At 38.8% G+C, this 22450-nt stretch carries 18 protein-coding genes; 10 read left to right on the plus strand and 8 right to left on the minus strand.

Features of this window, described 5'->3' with window-relative positions:
* Positions 1-4: 4 nt before the first annotated feature.
* Positions 5-1972, minus strand: coding sequence for a tetratricopeptide repeat protein (locus HZB59_04330; GenBank protein ID MBI5020640.1), 1968 nt, complete (start codon positions 1970-1972; stop codon positions 5-7).
* 258 nt (positions 1973-2230) lie between these two features.
* Between HZB59_04330 and HZB59_04335 the strand changes: the two genes are divergently transcribed.
* The 9 genes from HZB59_04335 (at position 2231) to HZB59_04375 (ending at position 13446) form a co-directional block, all read left to right on the plus strand.
* On the plus strand, positions 2231-3403 hold the full coding sequence (locus HZB59_04335) for a glycosyltransferase family 4 protein (protein ID MBI5020641.1): 1173 nt from the start codon (positions 2231-2233) through the stop codon (positions 3401-3403).
* Positions 3294-4583 (plus strand): glycosyltransferase family 4 protein, encoded by a 1290-nt coding sequence (locus HZB59_04340; protein MBI5020642.1) that lies wholly within the window; start codon positions 3294-3296, stop codon positions 4581-4583. Before HZB59_04335 ends, HZB59_04340 begins: the two co-directional genes overlap by 110 nt.
* A 48-nt stretch (positions 4584-4631) precedes the next feature.
* Positions 4632-5477 carry an ABC transporter permease gene (locus HZB59_04345; GenBank protein ID MBI5020643.1) on the plus strand — a complete coding sequence of 282 codons (846 nt, stop codon included), beginning with the start codon at positions 4632-4634 and terminating at the stop codon, positions 5475-5477.
* Positions 5474-6799 (plus strand): ABC transporter ATP-binding protein, encoded by a 1326-nt coding sequence (locus HZB59_04350; protein MBI5020644.1) that lies wholly within the window; start codon positions 5474-5476, stop codon positions 6797-6799. The genes HZB59_04345 and HZB59_04350 overlap by 4 nt, the downstream gene beginning before the upstream one ends.
* Before the next feature lie 179 nt (positions 6800-6978).
* A complete protein-coding gene (locus HZB59_04355; GenBank protein MBI5020645.1) occupies positions 6979-9837 on the plus strand; it encodes a glycosyltransferase in 2859 nt (952 codons plus the stop codon).
* 10 nt (positions 9838-9847) lie between these two features.
* Positions 9848-10984: a DegT/DnrJ/EryC1/StrS family aminotransferase gene (locus HZB59_04360; protein MBI5020646.1), complete on the plus strand. Its 1137-nt coding sequence runs from the start codon at positions 9848-9850 to the stop codon at positions 10982-10984.
* Complete coding sequence (locus HZB59_04365) at positions 10981-11964, plus strand: glycosyltransferase (GenBank protein ID MBI5020647.1); 984 nt, start codon at positions 10981-10983, stop codon at positions 11962-11964. Before HZB59_04360 ends, HZB59_04365 begins: the two co-directional genes overlap by 4 nt.
* Positions 11957-12967 carry a glycosyltransferase gene (locus HZB59_04370; protein ID MBI5020648.1) on the plus strand — a complete coding sequence of 337 codons (1011 nt, stop codon included), beginning with the start codon at positions 11957-11959 and terminating at the stop codon, positions 12965-12967. The genes HZB59_04365 and HZB59_04370 overlap by 8 nt, the downstream gene beginning before the upstream one ends.
* 11 nt (positions 12968-12978) lie before the next feature.
* Positions 12979-13446 carry a GNAT family N-acetyltransferase gene (locus tag HZB59_04375; GenBank protein ID MBI5020649.1) on the plus strand — a complete coding sequence of 156 codons (468 nt, stop codon included), beginning with the start codon at positions 12979-12981 and terminating at the stop codon, positions 13444-13446.
* A 43-nt stretch (positions 13447-13489) separates the two neighbouring features.
* Here the strand turns inward: HZB59_04375 and HZB59_04380 are convergent, their stop codons facing one another.
* The 7 genes from HZB59_04380 to HZB59_04410 form a co-directional block, all read right to left on the minus strand.
* Positions 13490-15682, minus strand: coding sequence for a hypothetical protein (locus tag HZB59_04380; protein ID MBI5020650.1), 2193 nt, complete (start codon positions 15680-15682; stop codon positions 13490-13492).
* A 50-nt stretch (positions 15683-15732) separates the two neighbouring features.
* Positions 15733-17163: a class I SAM-dependent methyltransferase gene (locus tag HZB59_04385; GenBank protein ID MBI5020651.1), complete on the minus strand. Its 1431-nt coding sequence runs from the start codon at positions 17161-17163 to the stop codon at positions 15733-15735.
* Between the two features lie 72 nt (positions 17164-17235).
* Positions 17236-17424 (minus strand): hypothetical protein, encoded by a 189-nt coding sequence (locus HZB59_04390; GenBank protein ID MBI5020652.1) that lies wholly within the window; start codon positions 17422-17424, stop codon positions 17236-17238.
* Positions 17425-17658: 234 nt separating this feature from the next.
* Entirely contained in the window at positions 17659-17808 is a 150-nt protein-coding gene (locus tag HZB59_04395; GenBank protein ID MBI5020653.1) for a hypothetical protein, read from the minus strand.
* A 39-nt stretch (positions 17809-17847) separates the two neighbouring features.
* On the minus strand, positions 17848-20112 hold the full coding sequence (locus HZB59_04400; GenBank protein MBI5020654.1) for a TonB-dependent receptor: 2265 nt from the start codon (positions 20110-20112) through the stop codon (positions 17848-17850).
* 49 nt (positions 20113-20161) lie between these two features.
* Positions 20162-20509, minus strand: a complete 348-nt coding sequence (locus tag HZB59_04405; protein MBI5020655.1) for a heavy-metal-associated domain-containing protein — start codon at positions 20507-20509, stop codon at positions 20162-20164.
* Between the two features lie 60 nt (positions 20510-20569).
* The gene (locus HZB59_04410; protein MBI5020656.1) at positions 20570-20938 is read right to left on the minus strand and encodes a hypothetical protein; all 369 of its coding nucleotides are present in this window, start codon (positions 20936-20938) and stop codon (positions 20570-20572) included.
* Between the two features lie 213 nt (positions 20939-21151).
* Between HZB59_04410 and HZB59_04415 the strand changes: the two genes are divergently transcribed.
* Positions 21152-22303, plus strand: coding sequence for a glycosyltransferase family 4 protein (locus tag HZB59_04415; GenBank protein MBI5020657.1), 1152 nt, complete (start codon positions 21152-21154; stop codon positions 22301-22303).
* Positions 22304-22450 lie beyond the last annotated feature (147 nt).

The raw sequence follows: 22450 nt of genomic DNA on the forward strand, positions 1-22450 counted from the left end.
TATCTTATTTTTGGTTTGTAAAATTCTTTTTCAATGTACTAAAATTTATCAATTTATTTGAAATTGCGGTATCATTCGGTATCAAGGATAAATATTTCGTATAGATGCTGAACGCTTTACCATTGTTCCCCTTTTCTTCATACGCCTCGCCAAGAGCACGAAGAAGTTTCGGATCTGACTTCCCGAGTTTGAGTGCCGTTTCAATATGATTGATAGCATCATCCATTTTTCTTGTTTGAAGATACATTAATCCTAAGTTTGCGTGTCCGACCGCATAATCCGGATAAAGTGTTATAGTTGTTTCTGCCAGAGCAATTGCCTCATCAATCTTATCATGTCTGAATAGCTCCACCGATAAGTTGACTGATACTTTCGGATCGCGGTTCCCTAATTCTACCGATCTCTTCAGCATTCTGTATACATTTTCGTTCTCATTGAGTTTACGGTACACATCCGAAAGATTCGCGATGATGCGTGGATTGGAACTGTCGATGATCGTATATCTTTCATACCATTGTTTTGCCTTCGCGTAATCTTTCCTTTCCCAAAATATATTTGCTAACCGGTCATAGTATAACTGTTGCGCAAACGGGCTGAGTAATGCAGGTTGAGCCATAATCTCCACGCTACTGACGTGTTTATCCGGGTTCGAATTAATTCCGACTCTGGCTGCAATATGTAGAATAGATATAATCGTTACAATGGTAATTACTTGTTTGCGTATGTTCCCGTTGAAATAGTTAATAAAGAGGAACCATGAAAGTATTATCAGTGGGATAAAGAAACTTGCCATTAGATCCCAATCTCGAAACATACCTAAAGCTGGCGTCATTATGAATGTAAAAATGAGTCCACAAATGGTTGCAGGTAATAGAAAGAGAAGCTCTTTATTACCCTGCCAAATTTGCTTGTAATTTGCTGTCAAGATAATTATTGCCGGAATTAATCCCAATGGTACAACCAGAAAATTTAAATTTATCCACTCAACAAAATGCGTCAGCGAAAATAGAGTGTATGGGATTCCGTTGGCTGGTTGTGAGAATGGCAAAAAATCATATTTGAATGCTTCCTGAATCCGGATTATTAACCTATCCACGCCGTAGTCACTCAGGTAAATTAATAACAGAAATAATGCAGGGAGGAGGAGGGTGAGAACAATAGAAGTCCGCTTGTTGTTTTGCCACGAAAGAATCAGAAGCACTATCACGCTTGGGAGGTATATCATGGCACCCAGATGCAATCCAACAATTCCAAGGAAAAATAATACAGGAAAGATGATCGAAATTCTTTTTTGCAGCATAAATAATGCTGTTATTACATAACCGGCTGTAAATGCGTAAAGCAGCGCGTAGTTTTCTATATATCCGAAGAAAAACTGCACACCACCACCCGCAAATAAAAACAGGCCGCTGAGTAGTTTTTCAGTATTGGATATTTTCTCCTTCGACAGAAATAAATAAACGATCCCGAGGAAAATAATCCCGGCGAGAATATCTGTCAAGATATAAATATTCTGTAATCCATCGATACCAATGAAAGCCAGTACGCTTTTCATGCCGTGCAGAGATCCAAGAACTAGAGGTTGATTTCTGAAGTTTGCCGATTCAAGTGGATTGGATGGAAGTTCGCTTGTAGTAAGAAGTATTAACTTACTGTCGCCAAGTAATAACCCACGTGCGGGAAATTGAAATGACAAAAAGATTAACAAAGTTACGCAGCAAAGAAAAATAACAAGAGACGGTAAAGATGAGAATAGTGTACTCACTCGTTCAAAAACCCTTATCCAAAAACGCAAAACCGATGGAATGAAGAATGTTAAGGCAATTAACAAAACAATCGCCGATGTGGTGATGTCATAATATGCGAATGATTGAAATCCCCACTTCATATATGATGGGTTGCCAGCACCCCAAACGTGGAGTAGGATAAGAATAAAACAAAAAATAAAAATTATTTTTCCAAGAGTATTCATATGTCATGAAAATATACAATAAAGAATGAATATGATGCAATTATTTTTTCCTTTTAGTTCAATGTACACCCACTTGAATAAAATTAATCGGTATTGTTAAGTTGCTATCGGTAGTTGAGGATTAAAATAAATCATCAATCTTGACTATAAGCATAATATTCTGTAACTTTTATGAAAAATTGAGCAATTATACTCACCTAATATCTCCGAATCGTAGATTTATAAATAATAGAATGGAGATATATATCCGGACAGCGCGTGAATGTTAAAAAAATAAAAATATTGTACTTCAATCTTTTTACCTGGCTCGGAGGCGGCGAGTATTCGATTTACTATCTTGCAAAAAATATCGACCGCTCGCGTTTTGACCCGATCTTGCTTTTCAATAAAAATGGACCGTTTGTTGATAAAGCAAAAGAAAACGGGATTGAATCTGTCATTATCCCTTTTGTCGTTACTCATCCTCTGGCGCTTCTTAAACCGGGAAATATTATTGAAAATATAAAAGCCTCGGGAAAAATCACACGGTTACTTAAACAGCGGGAGGTTGATGTTGTGCAATGCAGCGATGTCTTTTCGCTTCTCCTGCTTATACCGGCACTGATTCGTTTTCGTCTGCCGGTTGTTTACAGCGTTATCGTTTTTTATAGCACTGTTCGTTGCTGGTTCTTCAATATTCTTGCCTTATTGTTTGTGGATCGCATCGTTGCTAATTCGGATTCTGTGAAGAATCATCTTCTGAATAAAACGGTAGGACTTGATGAAATATCAGAAGTCGCCTACAATGGGGTTGACACTTCATTGTTTTTCATTCGCAGCAGAGAGGAAAAGAATAAAATCAGAACGAAGCTCACTCTGCCTCTTCAAAAAAAAATTATTGGACTTGTCGGCCGGTATGAAGTATGGAAGGGCCATCTTACCTTTCTTGATGCTGCGAAACGCCTTCTTCAGAAACGGGATGATCTTGTTTTTATGATAGTCGGTGGCGCTATTACTAGTGAAGTCGCTCCTGAGGTCGAACGATTCAAATCGCGTGTTCTTCGCCGGATTGACGATCTGAATCTCAGATCATTTTTCGTGCTGTATGATCATCGGGATGATATTCCGGAAATAATGGCTGCGCTAGATGTGTGTGTGTGTCCATCGGATTACGAACCATACGGTTTGGTTGTGCTCGAGGCGTACGAGAGTGGTATACCCGTAGTGGCAAGCAGGACGGTAGGTGCGCTCGAAGTTTTGCGTGATAATCGAGGTGTATTTATTGCCGAGCCGATGGATCCTGATTCGTTCGCATACGCGATATCAATGGCTCTCGATTTCAATGAATCGGTTTTTGCCTCTGCTGCCGGGCAAACTTTCTCTGAAAAAGTCAATTGGAAAACATACGCGCAGTCCTTTGAGGATCTATACGAAAAAGTCGAACGGAAATAACCGGAAAACAATTGCGTTCATAAACCTCTACACCGAAATGGGGGGTGGTGAATATGCTTTATATAACCTTCTTAGTGGAATCGACCGTGAGAAAATAAAACCCATTATGATTTTCAACCGACATGGGGAATTTGTCGAGAAAATCGAATCGCTTGGTGTTGAAACTGTTATTCTCCCGTTTCAAAATGTTATGCTGAAAACGCTTATCTATCCTAAGAGATTTTGGAAATTGATTAAAGATTCATTCACATTGTACGGCTTTATTAAGAAGTATAGACCGGATCTAATTCAGATCAGCGATGTTCTATCTCTGATGATGGTTGCCCCCTCGGTTCTGAGGTTTCGCATTCCTGTTTTCTATAGTCTGATCTTCTTTTATGAACCGGCGCGGATGATTCTCTTCAATCTGCTAGCTCCGGTTCTTGTAAAGAAAATAATTGTCAATTCAATAGCTATCAAAAAAGATGTTATCACGAGGACGATATTTCTATCGCATCGAATCGAAGTAATTTATCTCGGTGTCGATCTGAATCGATTCAAACCAAGGAATGCCAGAGACCCGAATTTATTGCGGAAAGAACTTGGATTGGATCCATCCGTTAAATTGATAGGTATGATCGGTAGGTTTGAACCGATGAAAGGTCATAAATATTTTTTAAAAGCTGTTCCGCATGTTAAAAGTATCAGACACGATATGAAGTTTTTAATTATTGGCGGAGTCTTGTTTCAGGATGTCTTTCTTTTTTTTAAAAAATATCATGAAGAAATTCTTGAATGTTATAATAACTTGAATCTTCATGATTCTGTTCGTTTTTTACCCAATCAAAAAAGTATCGAGAACATCGTGAGAGATTTAGACATCCTCGTTTGCCCATCGCTGTATGAAGGTTTTGGACTTGTGATTCTTGAGGGTCTTGCAAGTGGCGTTCCTGTTGTAGCAAGCAGAACCGTGGGGGCATTAGAGATTGTACATGATCTCCCGGGTGTGTTTATTTCTGAACCCGCTGATGAGGCATCTTTAGCAAAAGCAATCCTAAATGCGGTTAGTTTTGCCGATCAGAAAAATCAAAATAATTTGTACGATCTCGAATTCCATAAAACACTTGATGCGGTAAAACAATATGATTGGTCATACTATAGAAATCAAATGGAACGGATATACCTCGAGGAAGCAACATGAAGAAAAATTTATTATATTCTTAATGGTTTTTATTAAAATAAGACACGCATGGTAACTCGGATCCTCAAATTTCCAATAATTCATCACCCATTCTGGGCTATGATCAATATGGGCAGAGATTTTAAAAATCTCTGGGCGCACCGTGAACTTTTGTTAACCCTTACGAAAAGAGAGATTGTAGCAAGATACAAACAAACCTTTTTCGGGCTTGGCTGGTCTTTAATGCAACCTATTTTGCAAACGGTTGTTTATACTATCGCTTTTTCAGTTATTTTAAAAAGTCCCAGCGCTGAAGGTATCCCTTACGCGATTTTTGTTTTCGCTAACCTTACTCTATGGACCTACTTTGCAACGACAACAATCAATGCGATGAACAGCTTACGGGCTAACTCTGCGCTCATTACAAAGGTTTCTTTCCCCAGAGAAATTATTCCTATCTCGGTTATCCTCTCAGGGCTGTTCGATTTCATTGTAACATTCATTGTTCTCGTTGTCTTAAATCTCTTCTTCGGTTTCTATCCTAATTGGAGGTTCATTTATATACCTGCGATCCTTTTTGTTGAGATTTTATTTATTTTGAACCTTTCGCTCATTCTAAGCGTGCTCACGGTTGCTCGAAGAGACTTGACCTACGTAGTCACCTTTTTTATAACTCTCTATATGTTTCTTACACCCGTATTTTTCCCGCTCACTGCTTTACCGGAATCTATCCGCCAGTATTATTTTCTTAGTCCGATGGGAGCTATAATAGATGCATTCAAAAATGCGGTATTCTACAATTACGAACCGAAGTGGTATTCACTGCTTATTGCCTCAACATTACTCATAGTTTTGTTCATTCCTTCATATAAATTCTTTAAGCGGGCGGAAAAACTCTTCGCCGATGTGTTATGACAGCCATCCGTTTCGATAACGTTTCTAAAGCATACGATCTTCAAGCCGGAAGACGAACCATGCTCTCGGCAATCAAGCTTGTCACAGGTGGAAATGCATCAAAAGAATTATTCTACGCCTTGAAAGATGTAAGTTTCGAAATTAAAAAGGGAGAAGCATTCGGTATCATCGGAAGAAACGGCGCGGGCAAAAGCACCATTCTTAAAATAATTGCCGGTATTACAAAAGCAACATCCGGTTCTGTTGAAGTGAATGGACTCGTCTCTTCGCTTATAGAACTTGGCGCAGGCTTTCATCCCGACATGACCGGCAGAGAAAATGTTTACATGAGTGCTGCCATACTTGGTATTCCAAAAAAATTTATCGACCAGAAATTTAAAGAGATTGTCGATTTTGCAGAGTTGTGGGACTTCATCGATGTACCCGTGAAAAAATATTCCTCCGGTATGTATGCCCGTCTCGGTTTCGCGGTTGCGATATCGGTTGAACCGGAGATACTTATTGTCGATGAGATACTTTCCGTAGGAGATATATTCTTCCAACAAAAATGTTTTACAAAGATGAGAGAAATAATAGCCAAAGGTGTTACGTTTATATTTGTAACACACGATTTACCAGGTATCCAAAATCTTTGTGACCGTGCCCTTTTACTTGATCATGGACGGACAGAGTATCTAGGAACAGCTACCGAGGCAGTAAGCCTCTATCGCACTACAATGGGAAAAAAACCGAGTAATAGTACGATTGGTTCATCCAAGATGATTGATACTCCGAATTCTTCTGACGGACAAGCAATGTCTTTGGATGAAATTCGTAAACATTCTATTTTGAAAATTAGTAAAAATCGCCATGGACGAAGAGGGATTGAAATAGAAGCAGCCCGCATTACAACCGAAAGTGGAATTGATACCATGATGGTAGAGATGGATCACCAACTTACTATTACTTTACTTCTTAAAGCGAATTCTTATATTGAACAGCCATCCTGTGGTATACATCTCTATAATCGAATGGGTGTGTTGGTGTTTGCATCTGGTACACGTCAATTAAAGCTGCATTTACCAGCGATGGAATCTGGCCAATATTTAACTGTTAGTTTTAACCTAACATTTAGTATCGAACCTGGCGAGTATACATTTAGCCTAGGTTCTGGAGAACCGTCGGCTGACGGTGAAGCAAATGTTGGATACATACATGATCAGCATGAAATGTTGGGACCTATTATTGTATTTTGTGACCACAGTAGAGTTCTACCATTTTACGGTATAGCTAAAATTCCATTAGAAATATTTGTAGGTCAACTACAAAAAAAGATGGGATAGCTCTGGTAGTTCTGTCAAGGAAAAAAAAGATACACCCTCCTAAATCAGTTAGAATAAGGCAAATCGATTGCTTCTAAGTGTTTTTTTTAATACTTTATGCTTAATGTCCAACGAAATCAAGCATTGTATAACCGTTCATCAGGATTTATTCTCCATTTTTAGATCATAAAAACTTACAAATGAAAATAACAGGGGAAAATAATAAAATATTAGAATCCATAGACAAAGATATACTGGATCAGGGGATAGTCCAAGCTGTGTTGGATGATGGCGGCAATTTTAAGAAGGATAAAAACCTTTTGCCTATCTTCAATCTACTTAGTGAAAGGAATATTACAAAGCAACCATATTGGGAGCTCCGGTGTATCATTCGATGGATAGCCCGCCGACTTAGGGCAAATAAATATCTTGAAATAGGTGTTCGTACAGGATGGAGCCTTGTGCAAGCAGTTAGTGAATGTCCAAATATCATGGTAACAGGATTTGATCTTTGGCTAGAGAATTATGCCGATATCTCTAATAGCAATCCAACTGAAGTAAGAAAACTCTTACAAGAAATTGGACACAAGGGTAATACATTTCTTATCTCAGGTGATTCCCACATTACACTACCTGCATTTTTGTTTGGTTCGCAATCGACACAATCAAGAACTGTTGGAGCTTTTGACATCGTTACGGTTGATGGTGATCATTCGCGTGATGGGGCAATGCAAGACTTGGAAATATGTGCACCTTTAGTTAAACCAGGTGGGGCTATTGTATTCGATGATCTCATACACGAGGATCATGAATATTTACTAGACGTTTGGAAAACATTTGCAAAAGCTCATCCAGAATTTTTGTGTATTGAAAACATTCGCGATTATCCGGGGACAGGGATTGGCTTCCGCCTTCCATTTAACTCTAACATAGCAAAAATCATTGGTGGCAAATCGGAAAAGTATTACACTTTCACTCCACATGATTCAGTTTTGACCACACAAATACAGGCAATCGAACAGATTGGCTATCGGCAAAATATTATTAAACAGCAACATGTTGTTGATGAAATTGCATTCAATAGAATCTCTTCCGAGTTAAACGCAATTCAATCCGATCGTCTAGCCAAACAGGCTGTAGTTGATCACCTAGTTAAAGAATTGGATGGAGTTCGGTCTGACCGTGCCGATAAACAGGAAATTGTTGACCGTCTTGTTAAAGAGTTGGATGGCGTTCGATCAGACCGTGCAGCCAAGCAAGAGATTGTTGATCGTTTAGCTAAGGAACTTGAAGAAATTCGATCAGATCGTGCAGCTAAACAGGAAGTTGTTGATCGGCTCGTTAAAGAGTTGGATGGGATTCGATCTGGCCTTGTGGTTAAACAAGAAACTGTTGACCGTCTTGTTAAAGAATTGGATGGTGTTAGATCTGACCGTTCAGCTAAACAGGAAATTGTTGATCGACTCGTTAAAGAACTGGATGGAGTTCAATCGGACCGCTCTGCTAAACAGGATGTTATCGATCGCCTTATTAAAGAGTTGGACACTATTCGATCAGATCGTGCAGCCAAACAGGAGGTTGTTGACCGACTTCTTAGAGAACTGAACGAAGTTCGGGCAGATAATTTAATAAAGAAGGTGCTAGTAGAAAAACTTCGTGGATTGATCCAAGCAAAAAATTCAGCTATAAACCAACTCGGCAAAGAATTAGCAGAGTATAGAAAATTGGGTTGGGGATTGATAAATTCCATCATGCGAATTCGACAATCCCTGCGTAAACTTTTTGATCCCGCGAAGAATATAGAGGTGTCTCAAAATCGAGAACCTCAATCCACACAAAAGAAAGTATCTGATTCGGGTGGTATCCATGTTGCTTTAGATGTTGTTCAAATCGAATTCGGGATATCGGGTGGTGTTGAGATATACATGAAGACATTAGTCCATGCTCTCATGTCTCACACTGATGATGTTAGAATAAGTTTAATACTCAACACAAAACAATTGCCACAATTGGAAAATTTATTTGGTAAGAGAGTGAATTACCATGTTCTGGATCGTATACCTACGGTAAGTTTTGGACTCAAAGTTAAAAAAGCATTCTTTTCCAAAACCGAGGCGATTGATTATAGGAGCACTAATCTGACGTTTGCTAATCTTAGAGAAAAATTAGGAGTAGATATAGTGCATAGCCCGGTTCAAATCTTTTCCCAAATTGATTTTACTGTGCCGGGGATATTGAATCTACATGATCTTCAGCATCTACATCATCCTGAGAATTTTACCGCTGGTGACCTGGAGGCACGATACAATTTATATGGACAATCAGCAACGCTTGCTTCAGCGATCATAGCATCATCCGATTTTGTTCGGAATGATATTATCCAGAAAATGGGAATTCCGGAATGGAAAGTTTATAAAATTCAACCTGCATGCAATCCAGAAGTTGCTAAAGGGTTGGAATCATTTACACCCCAAATGGCTCGAGATATATATCATCTTCCTGAAAAATTTGGTTTTTATCCTGCTCAATTCTGGATTCATAAAAATCACGCTCGCTTAGCAGAAGCATTGGCAATTGTTAGATCACGTGTACCAAAGCATGATTTTAAAATTGTTTTTAGCGGATATCGTGGACTTACTGGTTGGCCCAATTTAGAGAAAGTACTAGATCAGTACAATCTACGAGACCATATTATGTTTTTGGATTATATACCAACTGAACATTTAGGTGCTATTTATAAATCAGCAACTTACTGTGTTGTTCCTTCACTCTTTGAAGCATCAAGTTACCCGGTCATTGAAGCTCAAACGTTGGGCTGCCCCGCGATGTGTTCAAATATTGAATCATTGACTGAGCTAATGGTGGATGGCGCCGGCTTGGTTTTCGATCCGATCTCTGTTGAAGATATTGCTGATAAAATGGTGTCTTGGCTTGAATATCCAGAACAAAGAAATATGTGTGCAGAACGTGGCCGCGAGAGGGCTTTACGCGATAATTCACTTAAGCAATATGCAATAAAGGTGTTTGACCTTTATCGAAGTGTCAAAGAAACTAATTAAAAGGATTTAAATGCAGAAATCACCAATTCATTATCCGGTCTCACAACCACTCTTAGCCGGGAAGGAAAAACAATATGTAAATGATGCTATCGATGCTGGTTGGATTTCCAGTTCGGGTGAGTACATTCCACGTTTCGAAAAAGCAGTTTCTTCCTTTTTGCAATTAGATGAAGGCATTGCTGTATGTAATGGTACAGTAGCGTTGCACTTAGCTTGTATGGGCTTGGATCTCAAACCGGGGATGGAAGTTATTGTTCCATCGCTTACATATGTCGCAAGCGCTAACGCCATAGCATATTGTGGCGCACAACCTGTCTTTGCAGATTCTGACCTTAACTCATGGAATGTAACTCGTGAATCTATTGAGAATGCTTGGACACCAAAAACCGCTGGAGTAATACTTGTTCACTTGTACGGATTACCCGCCCCTACACTTGAAATAGCAGATCTGTGTCGCTCTAGGAATGCATGGTTGATCGAAGATTGTGCGGAAGCTTTCGGTGCATCGATTCAAGGTCATAACGTGGGAAGTATAGGAGATGCCGCAACATTCAGCTTTTATGGAAACAAAATTATTTCTACCGGTGAAGGTGGAATGGTTTTTATGAAGGATGTTCAGCGCAGAAAAGGTGTAAAAATGTTGAAGGGACAGGGGATGGATTTGAATAGACGCTATTGGCATCCTATAATAGGATATAATTATCGCATGACTAATGTCTGCGCTGCGATTGGTCTTGGTCAGGTTGAAATGGCATCATATCATCTTTCTGAACGCCGAAGAATCGCGATGCGTTATTTAAAAAATCTGAAATCATTTGCTAACGAAGGGTTGATTCGCTTACCAATCGAACCAACTGGTTACCACAATGTGTATTGGTTATTCTCAATTGTACTCGGAAGCGGTGGTACTCACATCAGGGAAGAAGTGCAAAATATGTTGTTAAGTAAATATGGAATCGAAACTCGACCATTTTTTATCCCAATGCATAAGCTACCGATGTATGCAGGTGACTTTAAATTTCCAAATGCCGAATTCTTAGGTGATCATGGAATAAATCTTCCGACATATTCAGGACTTACTGATGAGTCTATTGATGAAATCTGCTTGTCGTTAGAAAAAACGATCAGAGAGGTTTTCAGGAAATGAACGAGCTTGAGCGAAGTCTCGCTTTTATTCCATCATCTTCAGATATTACAATGGTGAAAACTCTTCCATTGGTATCATTGCCGAAAATTTCTGCTGTTATTCCTTCATTCAATCAAGCCAGTTTCATACAGCAGACATTGGATAGTATAATAGCTCAAAAGTATCCTTCTCTAGAAATATTTGTCGCCGATGGAGGATCTTCTGACGGCACTAAGGAGATCTTGGATGAATATAAATCTAAATACAAAAATCTAATTCGTTATGTCAGTGAATCCGATCGTGGCCAATTCCACGCCGTGAACAAAGGAATAGAAGCGACTGACGGCGAAATAATTGCCTGGATAAATTCCGATGATATATATCTTCCAGATACTTTCTGGAAGGTTGTTACATTTTTTTATTTGAATCGGTGTGCCCTCATCGTGTATGGCAAGAATTACTACACTGACGACAACCTGAAACCACACATTGAATACCCTGTTGATTGGAGTCCGATATTACACGAACAAAAACGCAGGATGATGCACTTCTGTATTGTTCCACAGCCATCGCTCTTCTTTAAGAGGAAAGTTGTTGTTCTTTCAGGGAAGCTCGTATCACCTATTCTCGATTATGAGCTTTGGATGAGATGGCAGCGTGATCTTCCATTTTATTTTATAGATGATTTTCTTTCACTCTCCAGACTTCATTCGGATGCGAAGACCGTTAAAGACCGCGACGGACTTATTCATGGAATTTGTGAGACTGTACACCAATATTATCATAACGTACCGTACAGTTGGACTAGGCAGCTTGCCTATAATAAGGTTTATGGTAATAGCTGGACTCAAGGAGAGCCGACACCAGTTACACGCTCTATATTGATGTGGGCGATGATTTATTGGATATACTATAATCTTAGATGGTCACCCAGGACAATTTTATATGGTGTGCGCTCCTTTACAAGTTGGATCAAAGAAAGCATTTTTGGTCATGTCTGAAATAACTTCATTTGCATCAAACCAATCTGATGAAAAGCAAATTGGGTTCTCTATCGTCATTCCTTCTTTCAATCAAGGGGAGTATATTTCCGAAACTATCGATAGTCTGCTCAATCAGCATTATCCAGATTTAGAGATCATCGTTATTGATGGTGGATCAACCGATAATACAGTGGATATACTCAGGGGATACGGTGATCGAATTCGCTATATAAGTGAAAAGGATAATGGCCAATCTGATGCCTTAGTGAAAGGTTTCAAGATGGCATCGAAAGAGTGGCTTGCGTGGCTGAATTCTGATGATGTGCAATCGAATAATGCTCTTTGGAAAGTTGGTAAAAGTATAAAAGAGCATCCTGAGACGCAAGTCGTAGTAGGTTTGGGACATTACATGGATAAGTCCGGTAATTTTCTTCGTCCGTATCCAACTATTGAGATCGGTTCAAACGGTAATCCTACAAAAGAATTGTTTGAGAAAGGTTATCTCGCTCAACCCTCGGTTTTTTTTCGGAGGGATATCTATATCGAGTGCGGTGGTGTCAATGATAAGTTGCAATTCGTTATGGATTATGAACTATGGGCACGTTTTGCAATAGCTGGTTATCGTTTTTTAAAAATACCGGAAGACATTTCAGGGAATCGATGGCACGAGACAGCAAAGACTGCATCGCAATTGCTGCCGCTTCTTTCGGAAGTAGCAAACGTTCAGACAAAAGAGTTTGGAAAAGTATCTCCTTATTTTGTGCAAGCGATAAGTGACCATCTCTACGGCGTATTTCATTCAAAACATTTTGGAGATAAACACCATATTTTTTACAGAACGATTTATTTTAAATCGGTATGGCTTTGGATGAATATTCGAAAACCATCGTACTGTATCAAAGGATTACTGACTGAAAATATTTGCAAGTCGGGGCCCGTAGTGGGCGATAAGCTGACTTATTCAGAGATTTTATCTTTCGGTATGGAGAAAATTAAAAACAAAATAAAACCTGTTGAATAGAATCGAAGAAAATGATGCGAACAGAAGATCTTGAAATAGTACCATTACGTCCGGAGCTATCTAATTTGTTGGCTGATTTATTTGCTGATATTGCCGGGAAGGGAGAAGACAATTTCTTTCATCCGCACCCGTTTACCAAAGCTGAAGCAGAACGCCTCTGTTTGTACGACGGAAAAGATTTCTATTGCGCGTTAATTCACTCAGATCATGTATTGGGTTATGGTATGCTTCGTGGCTGGGATCAGGGTTACGCAATCCCAAGTCTTGGTATTTTGATTAGAAATGAAGCACAAGGAATGGGCTTGGGAAAGCTAATGATGTTATACCTTCACTCTGTCGCGCGTATAAGGGGAGCCGACACTATAAGATTAAAGGTATATGAACATAACAAACGCGCCAAACGGTTATATGAACAGCTAGGTTATGTTTTCGAAGAAAAAGATGGTGAACAGCTTATCGGGTTTTTGAAGTTGAAATAGTCTTTGTGTTGTAACACATCATAGATTTTCTTCACAAAAACTATTATTTTACTTCCGCAACAGATAATGATTGAAATAATAATGCAAGTTTACGATTATCCTTTTTACTTGGTTTCAGGTAATGTGAAAAATGAAATTCAATCTCACTCAAATAAGGGCGATAATTATCTGCATTTACTGATAGATAATGATTTTCCCATTGTCCTTGTTTTAAATTTCTCCAACCTCCTATTACCTTCCCGTCGAGTTTAACAGTGACTAGTTGCATGCTGTCAATGAAAGGGGAGTTAACATTCATAGTCAATAATATTTTGTTCTTTGGAAGTGTAAGATGTAATGATGCAGAATCTCCAACTGACCAAGAAAATGTGGTCCCATCGACTTGATTTTTTTCATTTATACTCCATCCATATCTTAAATATCGCCGAGATGCGTCTGTACCAAAGATAATTTTACTGGTTGAATACGATTCACCTGGTAAGTGATTTTTAATGCATCGCCATGACACCCTATCATTTATATTTCCACGTACAGAATATTCATATATATTGTCAAAATATTTATCGGCTGATCCGTTTAATTCATTATAATAGTAAAATCTTCGATCTCTAATTTTATTTTTGTCAATTTCAAAAATTGACTGTCCATTAAATATTTCATTTATTTTTAATAAAGAGCATAAAGTTGTAGGTATGTCAGTTGTCTGAGTTTGTAAATATGATGTTTTTATTTTTCCTCTAGCATTTGGAAGTTTGATTAATAGAAGGGGGGAACTTGCACATACTTTTTCTGCAAAGTCTTCCTCTGTTGTAAAATCTTTTGTAAGTGATTTATCTAAATTCAATAAATCCAATTGAGTTATTGAATTAGCAACCTTCCAATAACCATGATCCGCCTGAATAATAATCAATGAAGAATCGTAAATTCCAATGGTCTTTAGTTTTTCCAAAAATTTGATAAAATGATCAAGACTACATCTCGCTTGAATCTTTATGTTGTCCCATGTGAACGGCAGTACAGTTCCATCATATTCACAGTTACTATTCATTATCATTGGGAAGTGTGTAGTCGTTAGATGAATAAATTTATATATGGGAGCATTTCTATTTATTGTCATTTGATCGATCATATCTTGCAAGAATGCTTTATTTGATAAATGTCGAAGTGCTTCAAATGATTGGATCTTTTCTTCGTCTGAAGTTTTGAGATTTATTCTATTCTCGAAAATGATTTTTTTGCCAAAATGAGGGGTAGCCCGAAACAGCACCAGATTCATTAAGTAAGTAGTGTTTGTCTGTTCATAATCGGTAATTGTAACACCATATGGAACCGGTATTTGGTACCAATTAGTATGCTGCATAGACGAATACCATCCAAGTGTACTTGTAAGGTCGACATCATATCCATTCTTTAATAGAGCCGTTGGAATAGTTTTCCCTTTATAAATGGAGTCCTTGAAATCTTCTATTGGAATGTAATTTCTATACACTTCACCACTAAGTAAGGCGGGCATACTCATGACTGTTGTCGGGAAAACGCCCATGTTCTCTTTAAAGAATGTAAATCCTTCAAATACTTTAGGGTAATAACCAGTGTCTTGGTTAATTATATTTTGAAATACATCTGTTTGCAATTCATCGAGAATAATATGAATTACATTTTGATTAGATGAAAACTGAAATATTTTTTCTGGAGGCTGTGTATATTCTATTCCTCTTTGCCAAGTATTCGGTTGCTCAAAACTCGTGTAGCATAACAACACAACTTGCAGTGATATGAACGCAATGCTTGCTGTTTTTGAAATTTTGTATACATTTTTGTAGAATATAAATGTCAAAACAAGCAGTCCAATCCAAATTGTTAAATCAATCCATCCACGCCAGATCGCTTTACTCCAATCAATATCAGCTTTACCTAGTACTCCATAGTCCCAACGCAAGATATTGCTTTGGAGCCATAGGAGTATGCCCAAGATGAATAAAATAGCAACATAACGCTTATGCCATTTTTCTAGTAGCAAGATACCAATACCACCCAATATTAGAATAGTAATAAGAGAGGGAAAAAGATAAAATTTAATTAGGGAAACAAACGCCACGGTAAATTCATCGAGGTTCCCTTGGTAAATAGTGAATGGAGTGAATAAGAAGATATTAGATACTATAAAAATAGTCGGTGGTAGTACAGCAAATAATTTTTGAAATTTACTTAGCTTAATTTCTGTCGGATTTTCCATAACGTCTTAATTTTGTCCTAAATTCTATCGGTAGGGTAAGTCAAACGCTATCATTCATTTATTCTAGTTTCACCATAAACGAGATAACGTGTTCGGGAATTAAGAGGAAGTCGCTTAACAATATTAAACCTTAATGCAAGTTGCTGTTCAAAGTTTTCAAGTTCATAATCATTATACTGGTCTTCCTTGTTTTGCAAAAGGAATTTTACCATTGGATCTTCCTTGGTTACAAATTCTATTATCAAATCTCCGCCAAGCGAAGCGAGCCAATCAATAAATTCGGCAAGCGGTATGTTTGCGCTAATAACAACATGATGAATCAACGCCAATGCGAGTATCAAATCCGGTTTACCACGCTCGGCTAGCGATTTTCTTTCCAATCCTCGCCATCCAAGATTCGGCGATGCATCCGATAGATTCATTACTAATGGAAGAATTGTACGACAATTTTCTCTTTTTAATTCCTGATACAATCGTTCAATTGCAAGATGGTCGCTGTCCATTGCTACAACGTACTTTGAATGTTCTGCTGCAATGCGCGAGAATCTTCCTGTGTTGCACCCGAGATCCCAAACCAAATTCCGGTCTTTACACCTCACCGCATCGCGTACAAAATCATCTTTAAATTTAGCGTCTTGATTACTGTAGCTGTTATCATCGGCATAATCCGACCACTCAGATTTTGATTGCTTCCAGTTTAATCCGTTAACAATCTTCGTCAATCTGCGGATGTTAGAAAGAATCATCTCTTTTCTAAACCCCACCGACTTGATATCGTCTTTAACTTTTTTCGTCGTGGTTGCATATTTCTTCTGCAGTTTTGATTGAAGATATACATCTACAAAAACTCCACGGCGGAACATATCCCGGCAAGACATAAGGTTATTAAACTCCTCAGGATCAATTCCATCTATACTGCCGCGCATCCATGGGTGGAAGTGTATATTCTTGTATGCTTGAAGCATAAGAGGGTAGAGGAACATTTCGCAGAATTGTCTGTATCCAACCCACGGCGTACCCGGATTAAGATTTTCGAAAGATGCGATATCTATGAAAACCGGATTAGCTCCGAACCATTGGATGTTGAAGCTGGTCGCATCTTTCATCGTCATATCTTCTTTGATTGCTTTTTCCAGCAGTTCGAGTTGTAAGAGCGCGGCATCCTTCATCATCCCGAAAGACCATTCATATGGATAAGAAATAAAAGGGATAACTTGATGTTTTAGTACTGCCGCCCATCCTTCTCCGATTGATATATCAGAGAGTTGGTTTTTTTCAACTTTGATAGTCTGAACTAATTTGTTTTGTTCGGTTGCTGGCTGAAAGAATTTTGTTGCAATGAGTGCATTCCAATTTTGCAAAGTTAATTCGCTTATACCCCGGTATACAGATCCGCCACTATAAATAATTCTGCCATGCCGGTCACGGAATGATCCCGGTTCAATTTTTGCTTTGTAAGGTGGTTTTATTTGGTCTATCATACTGCAACTTTTGAGAAGGGAGTATTTATTTTGTTTCCCGCAATGATCGGAATTATCCGATCATGTGGAAAACTAATCTTGGTCTTTTTCTTTTTTTGATGATCCAAAACGTGCCATAATACGTTTGCCGAATAATTTCAAAACTACCCAGCCGCTTGCAATACCACCCAATAAAAGTTGAAGAAGCAAGCTGCCTGTCCCTGGATCTATGTAGGCAGGGATTATTGCCGATAATATCCGTATGTGCGATAAATATTCCATCAATTGGAAATTCCTTTCACGCTAATAACGATGTAAAACAATGGATTTGACATAAAATATGCTTATGTAAGTATACAAAAAATAAAATTATAAAACCATGTTAAAATTACAATAGTTTGCCATGATACGCAATCATCTCATGAAAATCACAGAGTAGCCGCGGACATTCATAAGATGTCCATAGCTGAATGTCCGCGCTGTTTGCAATTATACACAACCATATCGAAGACATGGTCAAACCTCCGGTATCTTCAACTGTTGATCATGGTCAGATACCGGAGGTTTAAAACAAAGAGCATAGAAATACTGCCATTCAATCTCCCAGCCGTAGCCGCGGACTTTTCTTGGCTCTTCAATGCTAAATGTCCGCGTGTTTGCAATCATACGCAATCATCTCGAATTAGAGCCGGGAGGAGATTGCGGCTACACCCTCCACCTTAATCCCGCATAAACCATCCTTCCGTAAATCGGTCCCCAGATGATGGATGAATCGAAATATTTCCCGTCCGGATTTTCCGGATCGATGATCGGCGAATTTTGTTTGAACCCGAATATATTCTCTATCCCTAAATATAAATCGAATCGATTGTTGAACGATCTGGTTATCTGGCTATTCACCAGCGCGAATGATGGAGAATATTTCAAGGATCGAAAATCTGCAGGGTTTAACTCAGTATCGGGCAATCTCTTAGGACCGAACCATTGTATCGTTAAATCATAAAGCATCTGAGGTTGATCGGGTTCGTCCCGTTCACTCGAGTATCCTAAATTCAACAACATTCTGTTTTTTGAAATAAATGGTCTCTCAACCAATTTGTTGTTTACAGATTGCTTCGTATCTACGTAACGATACGCAATCCTTGCATCCAATCTCTCAACCGGTTGGAAATTTATTTCTGCCTGAATGGTATTTGAATACGACTTTCCGTTCAGGTTATAGAAATAAACCGATTGTGGATCACGGTCAAGATCAATCACAACCTGTTTATCGAAAACAGTTCTGTACAAATCAAGTGTGATTGTTCCTTCGCGCCACTCAAACAAAAAATAATGTGTAAGATTAAAGCCAATGTTCCATGCAGATTCCTGCTTAAACGGATAGTTGCCCGATTCTACCGGAAAATTCAGGTTCCTCGCACTGGCAAAGAAAGCAAGATTTTCTGAAAGGACATTCGCCGTTCTTACTCCTTTACCTGCAACCAATCGCAATACCCAATCTTCATGAGGTGTATAACGTAAATGTAAACGGGGCGACGTAATTGTTCCGAAGAGATCATTAAAATCTGTCCGCACTCCCGCTATCAAAGATAATTCATCCGCGGGATTGTAAGTGTATTCACCGAAAATACCGGGGATTCGTTCCGTCCTTTCAAAATGTAATCCCGGAAATTTTTCTTTGAAATTATCGAATTGAAAACTCAATCCTAACCTGTACTGATGTATGGTGCTGTCGAAGCTCGATTGAAATATGAAGTTAAAATATCCCGACGATTGCTCACCGTCGTAACGACGCAGATTAAAATCATTATTTTGTTTAAAATTGCTGAATGACCATTGAAGGGCAACACTTGAATAAGAATTCCCTTCAAACACATATCCGTTCTTACCGAAAATTCTTAAATATACGTTTTTCATTCTGAATGAATATTCTTTCGGAAGCAGAGATAACTCATCGGTGTTCTTTTCATATCCGTTCAACGTTCCCCCTGATTTGGAATCGGAAACATATTGCACCCCGATCTGATTCTCAAACCTGCGCGGATATGCTATGTGAAAACGCTGCAGGAAATTGATTGTATTTCCGAGAGGCATATCGAGGAAACGATCGGAATTCCCATCCATCCTGCTTTTCAGGAAACTGCCATGAAGAAGCGTTAATGCATCTATACCTTCTCCGAGATTTTTACGGAAATTCAGATTTCCTTCAAATCTTTTTTCACTGTTGCCGAAGAAGTTGAAGAAGATGTTATCCTCATCCTTATCTTCCGGTTTGTGAAGCTCCACGTTTATCTGACCGGTTATCGATTCATATCCGTTTGCTACCGAACCGGTGCCTTTAGAAACCTGAATACTTTTAATCCATGTCCCGGGAATGTAAGACAAACCGATTGATGAAGAAAGTCCGCGGATCGAAGGCATATTTTCAACTGTAATCAGCGAATAAATTCCAGCCAAGCCGAGCATCTCTATTTGTTTTAATCCGGTAATCGCATCGGTAAAAGAGACATCGATAGACGGATTGGTTTCGAAACTTTCCGAGAGGTTACAGCATGCCGCTTTGAATAATTCTTTCTGCGACATGGTTTGAACGAATCCGGCAGATTTGTATTCGTACGTTGAGGATGCATTCACCCCCTCAACCACAACCTCGGATAACTCATGTGCCTCCGCCGATAATTCCACCGTGATGAATGTATTTACGGAAATAGCAATGGTGTCGGGTTTATATCCTACACTGCTTATTGCAAGTTTTACCGGCGTGCTGATTTTCAAGAGGGTGAATGATCCATCTGCATTCGTCGATGTACCGTTGGCTGTCCCCACGACAAAAACATTCGCACCGGCAACCGGAATAATTTTTCCCTCAACATTTTTTTCCAACACTCTTCCCTCAAGTCTATCCGCGCTTTGTGCCGGTAATAGACAGGTGAGTAAGAGGATCATAATGATTATAATTGCTGTTCTCATAACAAACCTTATAATATTGTTTTGTGATAATAAATCGATCTTCATCGATTTAATGAGTTGTCGGATTTCCCCTGTACAAACAACAAGGTGGTAGTTTGTTATAAGTGCTGTCCTGCGCCAGATGAATACCAGTATCATGTCCGGAGGTGGCTATTCTCTTCTGAAGTGAGTCGACTGAAATTGTCGGTGAGAGATATGCAACTGTGAGCATTTTAGATTTTTTATCCCACTTTGCATATTTCACTTCTTTGATTTTAATTGATTTTTCGATCCGGTCTTTGCACATGCCGCAATTACCGGATACTTTGAATTTTGATTCTTTAACTTCGGGTTTTTGTGCGAACAATATTGATGCAACAAGTAAACCAAACAAGAGTGATTTGAAAAATATTCTCATATATCCTCAATTTATATTGTGATCCATCAGTGAATTAAAAACAAAACTCACTATGCATCATCAAATGAGGAATACGCAATCGATTTTATATTTTGAAATTTTACCCGGAGGTGATTTATCGGAAACGGAAAGATAGGTGAAGATATTTTGGATTGGATTTAAATCAAGAACTCCACCAATGTGTAAAAAGGGAATAGAGGTTACTAAATTCTGTCCTTGGATGATTTGAATCTGAGAATCTTCGAGATGAAATACTTTGACTGATAATTCACAGCAGTCTGCACCGCAAGCGTCACCGCACGGATCGTCCGGTGTTTTGGCAGAGACAAACGCATTGGTGCGGTCTCCGCATGTATGCAAAATTACAGGTACACCTATTGAAAACAAGATGTATATCGGCAGAATCAGTATGTTTACTCTAAATTTCATCAGGACTATTTATATACCTAAGAACAAGATAACTGATTAAATTGTTCTATGCAAAAATTACCTATTTGAAAAGTCGCATTTCTCAACTCATATCTCACAACTCACAACTTACAACTCACCACTCATAGCTTCTAATTAGTAACCAATGACAATCTTTCTTGCAATTCTCAGATAATTTCTCCATTTTATCGAGTATTTATTTCAGAAAATGATATGGCAGACAGGCGGAAGAAAATTTTATTTATTTCACACGATTGCTCATTAACAGGGGCGCCGCGTGAATTGCTCCTGATCGTTAAACATCTCGATAAAACAAAATACGAACCGATCGTTGTTACCGGAACAGACGGACCTCTCCGTAAATATTTCGCAGAACATGCGGAAGTTTTCCCACAGGAACTGTTTTGCCGCGGAGTAAAATATTTACGTAATATCAGAGGGGCATTTAAACGTTTCTCACTTATCAAACAACTGAAACCGGATCTCGTTTATTGCAATACTGTCATGACGTCGAAGTGGCTTCTCTACGCGAAGTTATTCGATATACCCACACTGATTCATGTTCACGAACTTTCAAACATTTTCGACACTCTTTCATCGTTCGATAGATATCTGATACATAATTATACGGATGTTGCAATATCCGCATCAACCGCCGTGCGAAAATATTTATTAACGGTCTCGGCTCTCAATCCGGCAAGCATAGTTGTGTTTCATGAATCAATCGAAATCCCGGAAACAGTACTTCCACGTAATTCATCTATCATGGCTCTGCTTCGGATTGAAGAAAGTACGATCATCATCGGTATGATCGGCAGAATCGCTCACGTGAAGGGGAGTGATCTTTTTCTGGATGTCGCAAAAATAATTAAAGAATCTCTTTCACCCTCTTTAAAAGTGAAATTTATAATTATCGGCGGGACACCGCATGTTGAAGGACGTTTTAATGAATGGCTGGAAGATGAAATTGCGGAAAGTGAGATCAAAGACGATTTCATCATCACAGGTTCAAAAGAAAATATCGATCAATATTTATCGCTGGTCGATATTTTTGTTCTGCCCTCGCGCGAAGATCCATTCCCGCTTGTATTATTGGAAGCGATGGCGGCGTCAAAACCGATTGTCGCGTTCGCTGTTGGTGGAGTCCCCGAGGCGGTTGGTAACCAGGCAGGATTTTTGATCGAACCTCTCAATGTAGGTGCCATGACTGAAACAATCATAAAATTAATTAATGATCCTGATTTAAGAAAACGTATGGGTGCCGAAGCCCGTAAACGTGTTGATCATGATTTTAACATTGAGCGTAATATCTCACGTGTAGAAGAAATTATTGAAATGGCTATTCAAAGTGGAAAGGTAAAATGATATGACAGTGATTCATTTTTATCTGGCTTGGAGGGCGGAGAAGCTGGCTGTGAGAAATCGCACGTACGGTAACCTCTGAATTAATTACGCTACAATCTGAGTATACTTTTTTTTAAATACTCTTCGTATCCCATCCTCAATAAATAG

It is taken from the genome of Ignavibacteriales bacterium (assembly GCA_016214905.1).
In the GTDB taxonomy this organism is placed as follows: domain Bacteria; phylum Bacteroidota; class Ignavibacteria; order UBA10030; family SZUA-254; genus PNNN01.